Source organism: Arthrobacter sp. U41, from assembly GCF_001750145.1.
Taxonomy (GTDB): domain Bacteria; phylum Actinomycetota; class Actinomycetes; order Actinomycetales; family Micrococcaceae; genus Arthrobacter.
Genome location: NZ_CP015732.1, coordinates 166,805 through 184,335 on the forward strand (window position 1 = coordinate 166,805; position 17,531 = coordinate 184,335).

Below are 17,531 nucleotides of genomic sequence, written 5' to 3' on the forward strand. Positions count from 1 at the left end.
GATTCGGGACCAGCGCGGACGGACCTTTTACGTAGCTAGATTAATCTTCGGTCTTGAACGGGAAGCCAAGCGCCTTGAGCAGCGCGCGGCCTTCGTCGTCGGTCTTGGCAGTGGTCACGACGGTGACGTCCATACCGCGAATGCGGTCGATGGAGTCCTGGTCGATCTCGTGGAACATAACCTGCTCGGTCAGACCGAAGGTGTAGTTGCCGTTGCCGTCGAACTGCTTGCCGCTGAGGCCCCGGAAGTCGCGGATACGCGGCAGCGCCAGCGTGACCAGACGGTCCAGGAATTCCCACATGCGGTCCCCACGCAGAGTTGCGTGTGCACCGATCGGCATGCCTTCGCGCAGCTTGAACTGTGCGATCGACTTGCGGGCTTTGGTTACCTGCGGCTTCTGGCCGGTGATCAGGGTCAGATCGCGGACAGCGCCGTCGATCAGCTTGGAGTCCTTAGCGGCATCTCCAACACCCATGTTCACAACGACCTTGACCAGACGGGGAACCTGGTTGACGTTCTCGTACTTGAATTCCGCAACGAGCGTGCTCTTGATGGAATCCGCGTACTTGGTCTTCAGACGAGGAACGATCTTGCTTGCCGGAGTCTCGAGAGTCTCAGTCATTAGATGTCCTTCCCTGAGCTCTTGGCCACGCGGACACGCACTTCACGCTTCACGCCATCGCGCTCAACGGTCTCGGTGCGGAAACCGACGCGGGTGGGCTTCTTGGTGGACGGGTCAACCAGAGCCACGTTGGAGATGTGGATCGTAGCCTCGACGACTTCGATGCCACCGGTCTTGGTGCCGCGCTGCGACTGACCGACCTTGGTGTGCTTGGTTACGCGGTTAATGCCTTCGACCAACAAGCGGTTGGTCTCGGGGAATACGCGCAGAACCTTGCCCTGCTTACCCTTGTCGCCGCCGCGCTCAGCCTTGGCGCCAGTGATGACCTGAACCAGGTCACCCTTTTTGATCTTAGCCATGGACTAAAGCACCTCCGGAGCCAGAGAAACGATCTTCATGAACTTCTTATCGCGAAGTTCACGACCAACCGGTCCGAAGATACGGGTACCGCGGGGGTCACCGTCGTTCTTCAGGATCACAGCTGCGTTCTCGTCAAACTTGATGTAGGAACCATCCGCACGGCGGCGTTCCTTCTTGGTACGGACGATGACAGCCTTGACGACGTCGCCCTTCTTTACGTTGCCGCCCGGAATTGCGTCCTTGACGGTAGCGACGATTACGTCGCCAATGCCTGCGTAGCGACGGCCAGATCCACCGAGAACGCGAATGGTAAGGATTTCCTTAGCACCCGTGTTGTCGGCGACCTTGAGTCGCGACTCCTGCTGAATCACTATTTACTCCTTGCGTCGCGCTGGTTCTCAGACCGAAAATCTTCCTACGGAATGAGCCTTGCGGAACGGTTGATCGGGGTGTCTCTTGACCTGCCTGGATTTTGCCAGACCAGGCCTAAACTCCCGTGCCAAAAACATTTGCTTCCCAGGCGGATTCCGACGAATCGGGGCGCAAGGGGGCACTATGCCGTGGCACGCTTGTTTACGAGGATGATGACGGCGCACAGATAGCGCCATACAAACTCAAAATCTTAGCACGTTTGGGCCAACAGGCAGAATCGACCCTTACCACAGACGACGGCGTCACGCACGGCAGGCTTTCGGCCCGCCGGCCGCGGCACTCCCCCGGAAACCCGGCCCGCCGCCGTCGTGCGCCTGGCAAAAGCCTGCTGGGGGTGACGCACGGCCGCGGCTCTCCCCCGCCAACGGAGAAACCCCCGCTCCCAGAAGGGAACGGGGGTTTCTCGTACAGCGAGGCTGCAGGTGTTACTTGGCCTTCTCGAGGATCTCCACCAGACGCCACCGCTTGGTAGCGGAGAGCGGGCGGGTCTCGGCGAGGAGAACGAGGTCGCCGATGCCGGCGCTGTTCTCTTCGTCGTGAGCCTTGATCTTCGTGTTGCGGCGAAGGACCTTGCCATAGAGGGCGTGCTTCACACGGTCCTCGACCTGGACAACGATGGTCTTTTCCATCTTGTCCGAGACCACGTAGCCGCGCTTCGTCTTACGGTCACCGCGCTCGGCAGCCGCAGCTGCGCCGGAAACAGTTTCCGTCACGTTCTCGTCCTTTTCACTCACTTGGCGTCCTCCTCGGTCTCAACCGTTTCAGCCTTGTCGGCCTTCTTGGTTGCAGCCTTCTTGGACTTCTTTTCTTCCTTGGCTTCCACAACCGGTGCGGCAACCTCGGCACGAATGCCCAGTTCGCGCTCACGGAGAACGGTGTAGATGCGTGCGATGTCCTTCTTTACCGCGCGCAGACGACCGTGGTTCTCCAGCTGACCGGTGGCGGACTGGAAACGCAGGTTGAACAGCTCTTCCTTGGCCTTACGGAGTTCCTCAACGAGTCGCTCGTTGTCGAAACCGTCCAGCTGTGCGGATGCAAGTTCCTTGGATCCTACTGACATTTCTATTCACCACCTTCGCGACGCAGAATGCGTGCCTTCAACGGGAGCTTGTGGATCGCCAAGCGAAGTGCCTCGCGGGCAGTTGCTTCATCGACACCGGAGATCTCAAAGAGAACCCGGCCCGGCTTGACGTTTGAGACCCACCATTCCGGAGAACCCTTACCGGAACCCATGCGGGTTTCGGCAGGCTTCTTCGTCAGCGGACGGTCCGGGTAGATGTTGATCCAGACCTTTCCGCCACGCTTGATGTGGCGGGTCATCGCGATACGGGCAGACTCGATCTGACGGTTCGTGACGTATGCCGGGCTCAGAGCCTGGATACCCCATTCACCGAAGGAGACCTTCGTGCCGCCCGTTGCAGCGCCGGTACGACCCGGGTGGTGCTGCTTACGGTGCTTGACTCGACGTGGGATAAGCATTTAAGCCTGTCCTCCTTCAACTGCCGGTGCGGTAGCTGCCTCAACTGCCGGAGCTTCGGCAGCAGCGGGTGCTGCAGCCTCGGCCGGGCGGTCGGGACGACGACGGCGGTCACCACGGTCAGCGCCACCCGGGCGGCCCGGGCGGTCGCTGGCACCACGGCCGCGGGACGGAGCAGCAGCTGCCTGCTGAGCCAGTTCCTTGGCGGTGACGTCACCCTTGTAGATCCAGACCTTCACGCCGATGCGGCCGAAGGTGGTCTTGGCCTCGTAGAAGCCGTAGTCGATGTTCGCGCGGAGGGTGTGCAGGGGCACACGGCCTTCGCGGTAGAACTCCGAGCGGGACATTTCTGCGCCGCCCAGTCGACCCGAGCAAGCGATCCGGATGCCCTTGGCACCGGCGCGCTGCGCGGACTGCATGGCCTTCTTCATCGCACGGCGGAAAGCCACGCGGGAAGTCAGCTGCTCAGCAACGCCCTGGGCAACAAGCTGTGCTTCCATCTCGGGGTTCTTGACCTCGAGGATGTTCAGCTGGACCTGCTTGCCGGTGAGCTTTTCGAGCTCGCCGCGGATGCGGTCTGCCTCTGCGCCGCGGCGGCCGATAACGATGCCCGGACGTGCCGTGTGGATATCCACACGGACACGGTCGCGGGTGCGCTCGATTTCAACCTTGGCGATACCGGCGCGCTCCATGCCCGTGGACATGAGCTGGCGGATGCGGATGTCTTCGCGAACGAAGTCCTTGTACCGCTGGCCGGCCTTGGTGCTGTCAGCAAACCAGTGCGATACGTGATCGGTGGTGATGCCGAGTCGGAACCCGTGCGGGTTAACTTTCTGTCCCACTTAGCGAGCCTCCTCTTTCTCCGGGGTAGCAACTACCACGGTGATGTGGCTCGTGCGCTTCTTGATCTGAAATGCACGACCCTGGGCTCGCGGCTGGAACCGCTTCATGGTCGGGCCTTCATCAACATACATTTCGCTGATGATGAGGTCACCTTCGTCAAACGCCACGCCGTCGCGGTCCGCGAGGACCCGGGCGTTGGAGATTGCCGACTGAACTACCTTGAATACCGGCTCTGAAGCTGCCTGCGGGGCAAACTTCAGAATTGCCAGAGCCTCATTCGCTTGCTTACCACGAACAAGGTTGACGACGCGCCGGGCCTTCATAGGCGTTACGCGGATGTGACGCGCAATTGCCTTGGCTTCCATTGCTTTCCTTCTCTCGTCTTTGACGTAAGTGCAGGCGCCTAGCGGCGCTTGCCCTTACGGTCGTCCTTGACATGGCCGCGGAATGTCCGCGTGGGAGCGAATTCGCCGAGCTTGTGCCCGACCATCGACTCAGTGACAAACACGGGGATGTGCTTGCGTCCGTCGTGTACGGCGATCGTGTGGCCGAGCATGTCGGGGACGATCATCGAGCGGCGGGACCAGGTCTTGATGACGTTCTTGGTGCCCTTTTCGTTTTCCCTGGCTACCTTTACAAAGAGGTGCTGGTCAACGAAAGGACCTTTTTTCAGGCTGCGTGGCATGTGTCCAGGCTCCTATCGCTTGTTCTTGCCAGTACGACGGCGACGAACAATAAGCTTGTCGCTCTCTTTGTTGGGACGGCGGGTGCGGCCTTCGCGCTTACCGTTCGGGTTGACGGGGTGACGTCCACCGGACGTCTTACCCTCGCCACCACCGTGGGGGTGATCGACCGGGTTCATGGCGACACCACGGACGGTCGGGCGAACGCCCTTCCAGCGCATACGGCCGGCCTTACCCCAGTTGATGTTCGACTGCTCGGCGTTGCCGACCTCGCCGACGGTTGCGCGGCAGCGCACGTCAACGTTGCGGATTTCGCCGGAAGGCAGACGCAGCTGGGCGAAGCGGCCTTCCTTAGCAACGAGCTGGATCGATGCGCCGGCGGAGCGGCCCATCTTGGCGCCGCCACCCGGACGCAGTTCAACTGCGTGGATAACGGTACCGACCGGGATGTTGCGCAGCGGAAGGTTGTTGCCGGGCTTGATATCAGCGTCGGCACCTGCCTCTACGGTGTCACCCTGGGACAGCTTGTTCGGGGCAATGATGTACCGCTTGGTGCCATCAATGTAGTGGAGGAGGGCGATGCGAGCCGTGCGGTTCGGATCGTACTCGATTTCGGCAACGCGGGCGTTGACGCCGTCTTTGTCGTGGCGACGGAAGTCGATTAGACGGTACTGGCGCTTGTGGCCACCACCCTTGTGACGGGTCGTGATCTTACCGGTGTTGTTACGGCCACCCTTTTTCGGGAGGGGACGTACCAACGACTTTTCCGGCGTCGACCGCGTGATTTCAGTGAAGTCCGCTACGCTCGAGCCGCGACGGCCCGGGGTAGTCGGCTTATATTTACGGATTCCCATAATTTATTTCCTCGTTAAAGTGGTCTCCGCTACGAGAGCGGACCGCCGAAGATGTCGATCGTGCCTTCTTTGAGGCTCACAATTGCACGCTTGGTGTTCTTGCGGGTACCCCATCCGAATTTGGTCCGCTTGCGCTTACCGGCACGGTTGATGGTGTTGATCGAGTCGACCTTGACGGAGAAGATTTTCTCCACGGCCAGCTTGATCTCGGTCTTGTTCGAGCGGGGGTCCACCAGGAAGGTGTACTTTCCCTCATCGATCAGGCCGTAGCTCTTTTCCGAAACGACGGGTGCAAGCACGACGTCGCGCGGGTCCTTGAGGGTGGCTGCACTCACTTGGCATCCTCCTGGTTCTTTGCCACTGCCCGGTCAGCAACGAATGCTTCGTAGGCAGCCTTGGTGAAGACAACGTCATCGGAGACGAGAACGTCGTAGGTGTTCAGCTGGTCTGCGTACAGAACGTGAACATCAGTGAGGTTGCGCACGGAAAGTGCAGCAACATCGTTGGCGCGCTCGATGACGACGAGCAGGTTCTTCCGCTCGGAGACACCCCGCAGAGTTGCCAGTGCGGCGCTGGAGGACGGCTTGGTGCCGGCTACCAGTTCAGCAACAACGTGGATGCGGCCGTTACGGGCGCGGTCAGAGAGAGCGCCGCGCAGTGCAGCAGCAATCATCTTCTTGGGGGTGCGCTGGCTGTAGTCACGCGGCGTGGGGCCGTGGACAACGCCACCACCGGTCATGTGAGGAGCACGGATTGAACCCTGACGGGCGCGGCCGGTGCCCTTCTGCTTGAACGGCTTGCGACCTGCACCGGAAACTTCGGCGCGGGTCTTGGTCTTGTGGGTTCCCTGGCGAGCAGCAGCGAGCTGGGCAACGACGACCTGGTGCAGCAGCGGCACGTTGGTCTGTACGTCGAAGATCTCTGCAGGCAGGTCAACCTTGACAGTGCTAGTCATTGAACTAGGCTCCCTTCACGGCGGTGCGTACGAGTACGACCTGGCCGCGGGCGCCGGGGACGGCGCCCTTGATCAGGAGCAGCGACTTCTCGACGTCAACCGCGTGGACCGTGAGGTTCAGCGTGGTGTGACGAACGGCGCCCATGCGGCCGGCCATTTTCATGCCCTTGAAGACGCGGCTCGGGGTGGATGCGCCACCGATTGAACCGGGCTTACGGTGGTTCTTGTGAGCACCGTGGGAAGCTCCAACGCCGTGGAAGCCGTGACGCTTCATAACACCGGCGAAGCCCTTACCCTTGGTGGTGCCAACGACGTCGATCTTCTGGCCGGCTTCGAAGAGCTCTACGGAGAGCTCCTGGCCCAGCTCGTAAGAGTCAGCATCTGCAGTGCGCAGTTCGACGACGTGGCGGCGAGGCGTGACGCCTGCCTTTTCAAAGTGACCAGCCAGCGGCTTGGTGACCTTGCGGGGATCGATCTGGCCGTAGCCGATCTGAACGGCGACATAGCCATCAGTGGCTGCATTGCGCAGCTGCGTGATGACGTTCGAGTCAGCCTGGACCACAGTGACGGGGATGAGCTTGTTGTTCTCGTCCCAGACCTGGGTCATGCCGAGCTTCGTGCCCAGCAGGCCCTTTACGTTACGGGTTGCGGTCATAGTCTCTCAGCACCTCCCTACAGCTTGATTTCGATGTTCACGTCGGCCGGCAGGTCGAGACGCATAAGCGAATCAACAGCCTTCGGCGTGGGGTCGATGATGTCGATAAGACGCTTGTGAGTACGCATTTCGAAGTGCTCACGGCTGTCCTTGTACTTGTGCGGAGAGCGGATGACGCAGTAGATGTTCTTCTCCGTCGGCAGCGGCACAGGGCCAACTACCGTGGCGCCTGCGCGCGTGACCGTCTCAACGATCTTCCGTGCTGAAGAGTCAATAACCTCGTGGTCGTATGACTTCAGCCGGATGCGGATTTTTTGTCCCGCCATGTCGCCTGACTCTCTTTCGTTAGTGCTGCTCCAGTGAGGGCTGCTCTGTTTACTTGCGTGTTGCATGTGGCTGCCGAAGCAATTGAAGTCGTAACTACCACCCGCCGCACAAGCTGAATCCGGAAAATTCCGGGTTCCTCAACCTGTCGGCGTAACCGACCCCCGCGGTCGGGCGTGTCGCGCTTTTCAACGCGTACTCGTCCGCAGTTCCATGGGGAGTGGGTTATGTTTGGTCTCCTACTTGGACCCTGACACCCGGCATTATCCGGATCGGGACGCGAAGGAGCGCTTGAACAACTCATCTAGTATGCCGGAATAAACGGGCAGAAGCGAATCAGCGGCCATGTGGGGCCGCGCCGCCGCCACTGCCCGCCCGGCCAGGTCACCATGCACGGCACGGACGACGGCGGGACGGCCCGTTCCGCTCATTGCCTTCTGCCGGCGGCGTGGGGATGATAGGGACATGACTGTGCAGGACGCTGTAGCAGTTCAGGCCCTTGCAGCGCGCCTGAGCCCGGATTTCCAGCTGGGGGTTGCCTCCGCCGCGTTCCAGATCGAGGGCTCCCTCGCGGCCGGCGGCCGCGGCCCCTCCGGCTGGGACGCCTTTGTCGAGAAACCCGGCAGCATCCGGGACGGCCACTCCCCCGCCGTCGCCTGCGACCACTACAACCGCACGCCCGAAGACATCGAACTCATGCGCGCGCTCGGCATCGACTCCTACCGCTTCTCCATCTCCTGGCCGCGGATCCAGCCTGACGGCACCGGGCCGTTCAACAGCGAGGGACTCGATTTCTACGACCGGCTCATAGACCAGCTGCTCGAGGCCGGCATCTCACCGATGGCCACCCTGTACCACTGGGACACCCCCCTGCCGCTGGAGCACCGCGGCGGCTGGTTGAACCGTTCCACGGCGGAACGCTTCGCCGCCTACAGCGCGGCGGCCGCCCGGCGCTTCGGAGACCGCGTGGCCCAGTGGGTGACGCTGAACGAACCGGTGTCGGTGACGCTCAACGGCTATGCGCTGGGCGTCCATGCCCCGGGCCACGACCTGCTCTTCGATGCCCTGCCCTCGGTCCACCACCAGCTCCTGGGCCACGGCCTTGCCGTGCAGGCGCTGCGTGCGGAGGGGGTCACCGGCGCCGTCGGCGTCACCAACCTGCATTCCCCGGTACGGCCCGCCTCCCGCTCGGTGACGGACCGGTTCCTGGCCAACATCTTCGACCTCGTCCTGAACCGTGTCTATGCGGACCCCATCCTCCTGGGCCGGTATCCGAAGGTGCCACTGATCGCGAAGCCCTGGTTCCGCTCGCTGGGCCGGATTTCGGACGCCGACCTGCGGAACATCCACCAGCCCCTCGACTTCTACGGGCTGAACTACTACTACCCCGTGAAGGTCGCGACCGGAGCCGGCCCGGGCGAAAGCCCCGTCGGCACCGCGGACGCGATGCTGAAGATGCCGTTCCACATGGCAGCATTCCCGGAGTACGCGACCACCGGTTTCGGCTGGCCGGTGGCACCGGACCACCTCGGACCGCTGCTCCGCGAGCTGAAGGACAGGTACGCCGGAGCGCTGCCTCCGCTGTACATCACCGAGAGCGGGGCCAGCTTCCCCGAGCCCGACCACGTGTCCGGGCCCATCGCTGATACGGAACGGATCAGCTACATCGCATCCCATCTGGGCCATGCCCTGGACGCCACGGCGCCCGGCGGCATCGCCGAGGATGTCGAACTGCTGGGCTACTACGTCTGGACCCTGATGGACAACTTCGAATGGGCGGCCGGCTACTCCCAGCGCTTCGGTCTGGTCCATGTGGATTTCGACACCCAGACACGCACGCCCAAGGATTCGTACTACTGGTACCAGGCGCTCAGCCGGGCGCGGAAGGCCTGAGCCTGCGGGTGCTCGAACCCTGGCCGGGTCCGGAGGCCGGCGTGGGCGTCCGGCTATTTCTCCCGGTTCGCCCGGTTGATGCGCTTCGCCCGGTCAATCTCGTCACGGAAGTGCTTCTTGGCCCAAAAAACACCGGCGACGACGGCAACGGCCACCAACAGGAAAATTAACCAGCTCACTGTGAGCTCCCTTCGTTGGGTGCAACGATATCAGCGCCCGGCCCCCGTCAACTATGGTCCGCCGGCTCACGGTGTGGTGCCGGCTCGTCAGCCACGGGCTTGCTGCGGTTCAGCCTCCAGACCGCCAGCACGATGAGGGCCGCGGCAATGAGGGCCAGCAGCGCGAAGGTGTACTGACGCATCGCCCACATGATGCACACCGCCACTCCTGCCGCACCCCACCAGACAAACAACCGTTCGCCGAAGGCCAGCCCGGCCATGAGCACCACGGCCATCAGCGCCAGGACCCACAGTTGCTGCACCGCATCACCGCCGAGGATGATCCCCAGCCCGGACAGCGTCAGCAGCCCGGCGGCGCCGGACAACAGCACCTGCCCTGCCCTGCGGTGTCCCGCCCCGCGGGTCCCGGACGCCAGGCGAAGGGCACCGAGCACCCCGGCCAGAACCACATACCACTGCAGCGCCCAGAACACATCGGGCCACTCGGAGCCTGCCTTGAGTCCGGTGAACAGCACCGCGCGCTGCACCGCCGCCGTCGTGGCGAAAAGGCCCAGTTCCGCGCCGGCCCTGCGGGCTCTCGCCGGCGCTTCGGCGCAGCAGACCGCGGCGGTGGCGGCCACGAGCGCGGCTCCGGCCCAGGCCGTCGCTGCCCACCACAGCCCGGCGGCCGCGGCGAGGCCAAGACCCAGGACCGCTGCCAACACCAACGACCAGCGGCGGACCGGATCGGGAGCCAGCGGTTCGCGGCGCAGCCACCGGACCGCATACAGTGCTGCCGCCGCCGGGGCGCAGCCCGCAAGCCATGGAAGGTAGCTGCCCCGGGCGCCCGGCACGACGTCCAGCAGCACGGACGCTGACAGCGTGGCACCGGACAGGACCGCCGCCACGGCCGGCACGTAAAGCACCGGCCACCTTTCCAGGTGTGACGCCGCGAAACAGACCGCCGCCAGCACCAGGACCGACGCCCCGGTCAGCCAGTTCGCGGCGCGCGGGGCCAGCACCAGGGCGGTCAGGACGAAAGCGCCGGAAGCCGCCAGCCAGAGCCAGCGTTCGACGTCGGCCCACGCGTTCCGCCGGAAACGCAGGCCCGCGGCGGTGGCGGCCAGCGACAGCACGAGCAGCATCACCACGACCCCGTCGTGGCTGAGGACCGGCCGGTCCAGCAGTCCGCCGGCTGAGGCGCCGCCGTCGAACTGCACCAGCGGCCCCAGCGCCACGGTGCCGAACACGGCGGCATAGACCGTCAGGTAGGCCGCCCCGCGGGCCGCAAACACCCGGCTGGCCACGGCTGCGGAGACCAGCAGCAGGGCCGCGTGCAGCAGGATGACCCAGCGGCCGCCGTCGTCGGGCGCTGCCGCCAGGTAACCGAGCGGTAGCACTGTCTGGGCGGCAATCGTGATCCATACCGCCGCCTGCTGGAACGGGACGTCCGGCAGGCGGTGCCGCATGAGCCAGCGGATCACGTGCTGGGCGGCAAGGACCAGCCCGAGGGTCACCGAGACGGCGGTGGCCGAGACCGTCACGTCGTAGCTCAGGACGAGCGCCAGGGCCAGGGTCAGCACCCGGACGGATGCGAAGTAGACGCCCTTGGCCGTGCGCGAGGCGGAGGCCACCACCATCGCGGCGCTGAAGACGGCAAAGATGCCCAGCACCAGCTCGACGTCGAGCGCCGAACCCGCACGGGCCAGCAGCAGCACCGCCAGAGACGCCGGGGCAAACACCGCCGTGCGCGGGCGGGCTCGCAGCACCAGCCCCGCCGCCGCCGCGCCGAGGGCGATTACGGCGACGGCCGCGGTCAGCTGCCAAATCCCGGCCGGCTGCTGCTGGAGGCCGGACGCCGTGAGACCGGCCAGTGCGACGGCCTGCAGCATCAGCACTGCGGCGGCGTCGGCGACCACGCCGTCGGGAGCCCGGCGCCTGAGCTCGGCCAGCAGGGGGAACGCCAGCTGCAGGCCCAGTACCAGCACCGCCAGTGAAGCACCCATGAGTTCCTCGCCGCCGATCATCAGCGGACCGGTCTCCTGCCGCAGCTGCTGGAAACCCGTCAGGGCCAGGACGGTGCCGGTCCCCCGGGCCATCCACCAGTAGCTCCACCGCTGCTGCAGGGCACCGCGGCGCAGCGCCGTTGCCACGAGGTAGAGCACCGTCAGGGCCAGGCCGATGTTGGCGCTCCTGAGCGAGCTGCCGGTGAGTGCCAGGCCGGCCAGCGCCGCCGCCATGCCCAGGGGCAGCAGCTCGCGGACACCGGACCGCCAGGGAGTCCCTGCCGCAGCCTTACCGGACAGGGCCCAGCCGATGCCCAGGGCGACGAGGAGCTGCAGCACGATCGCGGCGCCGGTGAGGGCCCTCCCCGGCGTGTCGTCCACGACGGCCAGCGCAGCGAGGACGGGGAGTGCTGCCAGGGAGAAGGCCGCCAGGCTCGCGTCCGGGGCCAGCGACGGCACGCCCGCCCGGACCAGGGCTGCCGTGGCGAGCTGCTGCGCCACGAGGGCCAGCAGGAAGGCGGAGAGCACCGGAACGGACCCGGCACCGCCGCCCGTCACGGCCGCGGCTACCGCGGGAACAGCCAGCGTGGCTGCGATGCGGGCGGCGAGCACGAACTGCCGGCGCAGGCGCTCCGCCGGGGGCAGGGAGCGCACGGCCCAGAACACCGCGACCAGCAACAGGAACACGGCCGGGCCCCAGACGCCGGCGCGGCCACCGAACGCCGCAGCCACCAGAAGGGCGGCCACGGGGGCCGCTTCCGCCATCCCTTCCAGTCCCACGGCGAGGGCCATGCCGGTGAGCAGGGCCAGCAGCAGCGGCAGCCACACCGGGATGTCGGCAGTGGGGGCGATGGCGGGGTCGACGGCGGCAGTGAACAGGGTGGCCGCGCCCCACAGCAGGGTTAGGAGCAGTTGCAGTCCGAAGGTGCCGAGTGCGTCCGCCCGCCGGCGGCCGGCGGGCCCCAGCAGTGTGGCCGGAACCACCGTCAGTCCGGACGCCAGCAGCACGGACTGGAGGGCTGCCAGCACGAGGGCGGTCAGCACCATCCACGGCAGGCTGTCGCTCGACGCCCAGACCGCGGCCGCCGCGGCCACGGTAAGACTGACCCGCGCGCCGTAGTACTGGCCGACCCGGAACCGGCTCTGTGGGAGCGCCGCCATCAGAGCGAAGTACGTTCCACACAGGAACATCATGAACGCGTACTCGCCCCTGCCGAGCAGCATCGGAAGGAAGGTCGCACCGGCTGCGACGGCGGGGACCACGAACGGGTGCAGGTCCATCAGCGGTTTGACGAACACCGACGGCATCCAGCGCGGACGCGTCAGCGCCAGCACGGTCAGGACCACCGCGATGGCGATCAGCGCCGCGAAGTACCAGAGCACGGCTCCGCCCACGACCGAAATCCCGGACCACGCCGTCGACACGACAAAGGTCAGGGACAGGTGGGCGAGAACCCTGCTGTCCATCCGGACGGCGGCGGCAACGTAGGCCACGGTGCCGATGAACGAGGTGACCAGCCAGGCGGCGGGTCCGTCGGGCAGGGTGAAGTTGTACATGGCGAGGCCGGCCACCGGGATCAGGGCCAGGCCGGTTCCGGCGAAGGCTACGGCGGCCGGCCGGAGCCGCGGGGCCCTCGCATGCAGGACCAGACCGCCGGCATAGAACAGCGCGGTGATGGCGACAACGCCGGCGAAGCGGAGGACTGCCGGGAGGCCGGTGCCGATGAACAGGGCACCGGCAGCCACCAGCAGGAGGCTGGCGACGTAGAGGGTGATGTTGATGTTCTGCCGGTCCCGTTTCTCCTTCCGGGCAGCCCGCTCCGCGGCGGACTCTTGGCGGACAGCCGGACGCGGGGGCTGAGGCGGCGCAACGGACCACTGGACGGGCGGGGGCAGCGGTTGCGCCCGCGCCGGCTGCTGGGCCGGGGCGTGGGGCTGATACTGCCGGGGACCGACCGTCGGGGCGGGCGTGGGCCACGGCTGGGGCGCCGCCGGTTGGGGCGCCATCAGTTGGGGCGCCATCGGTTGGGGCGCTGCCGGTGCGGTCGGCTGATTGCGGGCAGCCTCGCCGTCCTTCCATCCCTGGACATGCCCCGCACGGAAGCCGGCCGCGAACGCGCCATCGACAGGATCACTGGCACGCCGGCGTTCCTGGGCCCTCCCCCGTCGGACGCCGACTACGAGGGCAGCGGCCAACAGGAGTAGTACCAGCAAGGTCTGGACAACACCCGGCATACAGATCCTTCATGTCTCCGGCTGCCCGAACCCGCTCAGCCCCAAGTAAATCCAATGACTAGATGAAACCTACCACCGATGAGCGGTCAGCCGGGCAAGCTCCTAAGGTTGGACCCCACCCAGGGATCTCCCCGATCCCGCATGCCGGTCATTCGACGAAGATGGCCGCTTTGCGCGGCCTCATAGCGGCCGTTTGTGGCGAACGGGCGAAGGCGGCACGGCGGGTTCAAGCGGTCGTTGCAACACCCCCGAATGGACGAAGATGGCCGCCATGAACGCTCCAGTAGCGGCCATTTGCGGCGAATGGACGCACCCCGGTAAGGATTTTCACCAGGGACTTGGACCTGCAAAGCCGGTTGAGAAAGAACCGGCACAAAAGAACAGCCCCGCTGCGACTGCAGCGGGGCTGTTCTTTGCTTCACGGGGGCCGTCAGACGGCCACCCCGATCAGTGATCTAACTCAGATCAGCAAGTACTACTTGAGGATCTTGGTAACGCGTCCCGAACCAACGGTGCGGCCGCCTTCGCGGATAGCGAAGCCGAGGCCCTCTTCCATGGCGATGGGCTGGATGAGCGCAACGGTCATCTCAGTGTTGTCGCCGGGCATAACCATTTCCGTGCCTTCCGGCAGGGTGATAACGCCGGTTACGTCCGTGGTGCGGAAGTAGAACTGCGGGCGGTAGTTGGAGTAGAACGGGTTGTGACGGCCGCCTTCGTCCTTGGAGAGGATGTAGACGTTAGCCTCGAAGTCGGTGTGCGGGGTGATGGAACCCGGCTTGACGACAACCTGGCCACGCTCGACGTCGTCGCGCTTCAGACCGCGGAGCAGGAGGCCACAGTTCTCGCCGGCCCATGCTTCGTCGAGCTGCTTGTGGAACATCTCGATACCGGTAACCGTGGTCTTCTGGACCGGGCGGATGCCGACGATCTCGACCTCGGAGTTGATGGCGAGGGTTCCACGCTCGGCGCGGCCCGTAACAACGGTGCCACGGCCGGTGATCGTGAAGACATCTTCGATCGGCATCAGGAACGGCTTGTCACGGTCACGGACGGGGTCCGGCACCGAGTTGTCGACAGCTTCCATGAGGTCCTCGACGGACTTGACCCAAACCGGGTCGCCTTCGAGGGCCTTCAGACCGGAAACGCGAACGACCGGAGCCTCATCGCCATCGAAGCCCTGAGCCGAAAGCAGCTCGCGAACTTCCATTTCGACGAGGTCGAGGAGCTCTTCGTCATCGACCATGTCCGACTTGTTCAGTGCAACCAGCAGGTAGGGGACACCAACCTGGCGGGCCAGCAGAACGTGCTCGCGGGTCTGAGCCATCGGACCGTCAGTGGCGGCAACCACGAGGATTGCACCGTCCATCTGGGCAGCGCCGGTGATCATGTTCTTGATGTAGTCAGCGTGACCCGGAGCGTCTACGTGTGCGTAGTGGCGCTTCTCGGTCTGGTACTCAACGTGGGAGATGTTGATGGTAATGCCGCGCTGACGCTCTTCGGGAGCAGAGTCAATAGACGCGAAGTCGCGCTGCTCGTTGAGTGTCGGGTACTTGTCGTACAGCACCTTGGAAATCGCGGCCGTCAGCGTCGTCTTACCGTGGTCAACGTGACCAATGGTGCCGATGTTGACGTGCGGCTTAGTCCGCTCGAACTTTGCCTTTGCCACAGGTTCCTCCTAGAACGTTTTCAAATGACTTACCCTTCGACCGCGCTTGTCGCGGCGAAACTTCAGTAAGTCTACTTGGGGGGCTTTGGATTGATGAAATTGCAGATTCAGGAACTAATACTAGTCCCACGAGTCTGTCGGTGCAGATGGCCGCCGGCCGGACCGGAACCGGCCATCTGCACCAGGTGAATTTCCGGAACCGGAAACGCACCCGAGTTTGTTGCTGCGAGAGCCTTGGAGACTACTCGCCGCGGTTCTTCTGGATGATCTCGTCGGCGTATGCCTTCGGGACCTCGGCGTAGCTGTGGAACGTCATGGAGTACACAGCGCGGCCCTGGGTCTTCGAGCGCAGGTCACCGATGTAGCCGAACATGCCGGACAGCGGGACGTGCGCACGGATGACCTTGACGCCCTGTGCATCTTCCATGGACTGCATCTGGCCACGGCGGGAGTTGAGGTCACCGATAACTTCACCCATGTATTCCTCAGGGGTGCGGACCTCGACATCCATCAGCGGTTCGAGCAGGATGGGGTTCGCCTTGCGTGCGGCTTCCTTGAAAGCCATACGGCCGGCGATCTTGAACGCCATTTCCGAGGAGTCAACATCGTGGTACGCGCCGTCAATCAGCGTGGCCTTGATGCCGACAACCGGGTAGCCGGCGAGGACGCCGTCGTTCAGCGCATCCTGGATACCCGCGTCGACCGAGGGGATGTATTCGCGCGGAATACGTCCACCGGTGACCTTGTTCGAGAACTCGTACATCTCGCCCTCGGACGTGTCCAGCGGCTCGATCGCGATCTGGATCTTTGCGAACTGACCCGAACCACCGGTCTGCTTCTTGTGCGTGTAGTCGTGACGCTCTACAGCGCGCTTGATGGTTTCGCGGTACGCAACCTGCGGCTTGCCGACATTCGCCTCGACCTTGAATTCGCGGCGCATGCGGTCCACCAGGATGTCCAGGTGAAGCTCGCCCATGCCGGCGATGATGGTCTGGCCGGTGTCCTCGTTGAGGGAGACCTGGAAGGTCGGGTCCTCAGCGGAGAGCTTCTGGATAGCCGTGGACAGCTTCTCCTGGTCACCCTTGGTGTTCGGCTCGATCGCAACGGAAATCACGGGCTCCGGGAAGCTCATGGATTCGAGGACGATCTGGTTGTTGGCATCACACAGGGTGTCACCCGTGGTGGTGTCCTTCAGGCCGATCGCTGCGTAGATGTGACCGGCGGTAGCGCCGTCAACGGGCATTTCCTTGTTGGCGTGCATCTGGAACAGCTTGCCGATGCGCTCTTTCTTGCCCTTGGTGGAGTTGACCACCTGGGTGCCTGCTTCCACGTGACCGGAGTACACGCGGATGAAGGTGAGCTGCCCGAAGAACGGGTGCGTCGCAATCTTGAACGCCAGAGCCGAGAACGGCTCCTCGGAGGAAGGCTTGCGCGTCAGTTCCTTCTCTTCGTCGCGGGGATCGTGACCGATCATCGGCGGGACGTCGAGCGGGTTCGGCAGGTAATCGACAACAGCATCAAGCATCGGCTGGACGCCGCGGTTCTTGAATGCTGAGCCACAGAACACCGGGTAGAGCTCGGAGTTGATCGTCATCTTGCGGATGCCGGCCTTGAGTTCGTCCTCGGTGATTTCTTCACCTTCGAGGTACTTCTCCATGAGTTCTTCGGAGGACTCCGCAACGGTCTCAACGAGCGTCGCGCGGTACTCTTCGGCCTTTTCCTTGAGGTCAGCCGGGATCTCCTGGATCTCGTACTTGGCACCCATGGTGACGTCACCCTTGGAGTCGCCGGGCCAGACCAGTGCGCGCATGTAGAGCAGGTCGACGACGCCGATGAAGTCGTTCTCGGCGCCGATCGGCAGCTGCATTACAAGCGGCTTGGCACCGAGGCGGCTGATGATGGTGTCGACGGTGAAGTAGAAGTCAGCGCCGAGCTTGTCCATCTTGTTGACGAAGCAGATGCGCGGGACGTTGTACTTGTCAGCCTGGCGCCAAACAGTCTCAGACTGCGGCTCCACGCCTTCCTTGCCGTCGAACACGGCAACTGCACCGTCGAGGACGCGCAGGGAGCGCTCCACCTCAACCGTGAAGTCCACGTGGCCGGGGGTGTCGATGATGTTGATCTGGTTGTTTTCCCAGAAGCAGGTCACGGCGGCAGACGTGATGGTGATGCCGCGTTCCTTTTCCTGTTCCATCCAGTCAGTCGTCGAAGCGCCGTCGTGCGTTTCGCCGATCTTGTGGTTCACACCTGTGTAGAACAGAATGCGCTCGGTAGTAGTGGTCTTGCCGGCATCGATGTGGGCCATAATGCCGATATTGCGGACCTTGCTAAGGTCGGTAAGCACGTCCTGTGCCACGGTGTCTCCCTT

General features: G+C 64.2%; 19 protein-coding genes. 1 reads left to right on the top strand and 18 read right to left on the bottom strand.

Features of this window, described 5'->3' with window-relative positions; all coding sequences use genetic code 11:
- Positions 1 to 40: 40 nt before the first annotated feature.
- From rplE to rpsJ, 14 genes are all read right to left on the bottom strand, one after another.
- The gene (rplE, locus tag ASPU41_RS00805) at positions 41 to 622 is read right to left on the bottom strand and encodes a 50S ribosomal protein L5 (protein WP_069949293.1); all 582 of its coding nucleotides are present in this window, start codon (positions 620 to 622) and stop codon (positions 41 to 43) included.
- Positions 622 to 981, bottom strand: coding sequence for a 50S ribosomal protein L24 (rplX, locus tag ASPU41_RS00810; protein ID WP_069949294.1), 360 nt, complete (start codon positions 979 to 981; stop codon positions 622 to 624). Before rplX ends, rplE begins: the two co-directional genes overlap by 1 nt.
- 3 nt (positions 982 to 984) lie before the next feature.
- The gene (rplN, locus tag ASPU41_RS00815; RefSeq protein WP_003803789.1) at positions 985 to 1,353 is read right to left on the bottom strand and encodes a 50S ribosomal protein L14; all 369 of its coding nucleotides are present in this window, start codon (positions 1,351 to 1,353) and stop codon (positions 985 to 987) included.
- 486 nt (positions 1,354 to 1,839) lie between these two features.
- On the bottom strand, positions 1,840 to 2,148 hold the full coding sequence (rpsQ, locus tag ASPU41_RS00820; RefSeq protein ID WP_083266289.1) for a 30S ribosomal protein S17: 309 nt from the start codon (positions 2,146 to 2,148) through the stop codon (positions 1,840 to 1,842).
- A complete protein-coding gene (rpmC, locus tag ASPU41_RS23670) occupies positions 2,145 to 2,474 on the bottom strand; it encodes a 50S ribosomal protein L29 (protein WP_069949295.1) in 330 nt (109 codons plus the stop codon). Before rpmC ends, rpsQ begins: the two co-directional genes overlap by 4 nt.
- A 2-nt stretch (positions 2,475 to 2,476) precedes the next feature.
- Complete coding sequence (gene rplP / locus ASPU41_RS00830) at positions 2,477 to 2,893, bottom strand: 50S ribosomal protein L16 (RefSeq protein ID WP_069949296.1); 417 nt, start codon at positions 2,891 to 2,893, stop codon at positions 2,477 to 2,479.
- A complete protein-coding gene (rpsC, locus tag ASPU41_RS00835; RefSeq protein WP_069949297.1) occupies positions 2,894 to 3,733 on the bottom strand; it encodes a 30S ribosomal protein S3 in 840 nt (279 codons plus the stop codon).
- Positions 3,734 to 4,099, bottom strand: a complete 366-nt coding sequence (gene rplV / locus ASPU41_RS00840) for a 50S ribosomal protein L22 (RefSeq protein WP_069949298.1) — start codon at positions 4,097 to 4,099, stop codon at positions 3,734 to 3,736. It lies immediately after the preceding gene.
- A 38-nt stretch (positions 4,100 to 4,137) separates the two neighbouring features.
- Positions 4,138 to 4,419 carry a 30S ribosomal protein S19 gene (gene rpsS, locus ASPU41_RS00845; protein WP_018773666.1) on the bottom strand — a complete coding sequence of 94 codons (282 nt, stop codon included), beginning with the start codon at positions 4,417 to 4,419 and terminating at the stop codon, positions 4,138 to 4,140.
- A gap of 12 nt (positions 4,420 to 4,431) precedes the next feature.
- A complete protein-coding gene (rplB, locus tag ASPU41_RS00850) occupies positions 4,432 to 5,271 on the bottom strand; it encodes a 50S ribosomal protein L2 (protein WP_069949299.1) in 840 nt (279 codons plus the stop codon).
- A gap of 29 nt (positions 5,272 to 5,300) precedes the next feature.
- Positions 5,301 to 5,606, bottom strand: a complete 306-nt coding sequence (gene rplW / locus ASPU41_RS00855; protein ID WP_056425233.1) for a 50S ribosomal protein L23 — start codon at positions 5,604 to 5,606, stop codon at positions 5,301 to 5,303.
- Positions 5,603 to 6,226, bottom strand: coding sequence for a 50S ribosomal protein L4 (gene rplD, locus ASPU41_RS00860; RefSeq protein WP_056425230.1), 624 nt, complete (start codon positions 6,224 to 6,226; stop codon positions 5,603 to 5,605). The genes rplW and rplD overlap by 4 nt, the downstream gene beginning before the upstream one ends.
- 4 nt (positions 6,227 to 6,230) lie before the next feature.
- Positions 6,231 to 6,881: a 50S ribosomal protein L3 gene (gene rplC / locus ASPU41_RS00865; RefSeq protein ID WP_069949300.1), complete on the bottom strand. Its 651-nt coding sequence runs from the start codon at positions 6,879 to 6,881 to the stop codon at positions 6,231 to 6,233.
- 17 nt (positions 6,882 to 6,898) lie between these two features.
- Positions 6,899 to 7,207 carry a 30S ribosomal protein S10 gene (gene rpsJ, locus ASPU41_RS00870; RefSeq protein WP_024366135.1) on the bottom strand — a complete coding sequence of 103 codons (309 nt, stop codon included), beginning with the start codon at positions 7,205 to 7,207 and terminating at the stop codon, positions 6,899 to 6,901.
- A 463-nt stretch (positions 7,208 to 7,670) separates the two neighbouring features.
- Here rpsJ and ASPU41_RS00875 point away from each other — a divergent pair, with 463 nt between their 5' ends.
- A complete protein-coding gene (locus ASPU41_RS00875) occupies positions 7,671 to 9,098 on the top strand; it encodes a GH1 family beta-glucosidase (protein ID WP_069949301.1) in 1,428 nt (475 codons plus the stop codon).
- A gap of 53 nt (positions 9,099 to 9,151) precedes the next feature.
- Here ASPU41_RS00875 and ASPU41_RS23675 read toward each other — a convergent pair whose 3' ends face one another.
- The 4 genes from ASPU41_RS23675 to fusA all read right to left on the bottom strand — a co-directional run bounded on the left by ASPU41_RS23675 (position 9,152) and on the right by fusA (position 17,519).
- The gene (locus ASPU41_RS23675; RefSeq protein ID WP_269450067.1) at positions 9,152 to 9,277 is read right to left on the bottom strand and encodes a hypothetical protein; all 126 of its coding nucleotides are present in this window, start codon (positions 9,275 to 9,277) and stop codon (positions 9,152 to 9,154) included.
- Between the two features lie 47 nt (positions 9,278 to 9,324).
- Entirely contained in the window at positions 9,325 to 13,269 is a 3,945-nt protein-coding gene (locus ASPU41_RS00880) for a hypothetical protein (protein ID WP_197515723.1), read from the bottom strand.
- A gap of 703 nt (positions 13,270 to 13,972) precedes the next feature.
- Complete coding sequence (gene tuf / locus ASPU41_RS00885) at positions 13,973 to 15,163, bottom strand: elongation factor Tu (RefSeq protein WP_069949303.1); 1,191 nt, start codon at positions 15,161 to 15,163, stop codon at positions 13,973 to 13,975.
- A gap of 241 nt (positions 15,164 to 15,404) precedes the next feature.
- On the bottom strand, positions 15,405 to 17,519 hold the full coding sequence (gene fusA / locus ASPU41_RS00890; protein ID WP_069952391.1) for an elongation factor G: 2,115 nt from the start codon (positions 17,517 to 17,519) through the stop codon (positions 15,405 to 15,407).
- Positions 17,520 to 17,531: the final 12 nt, after the last annotated feature.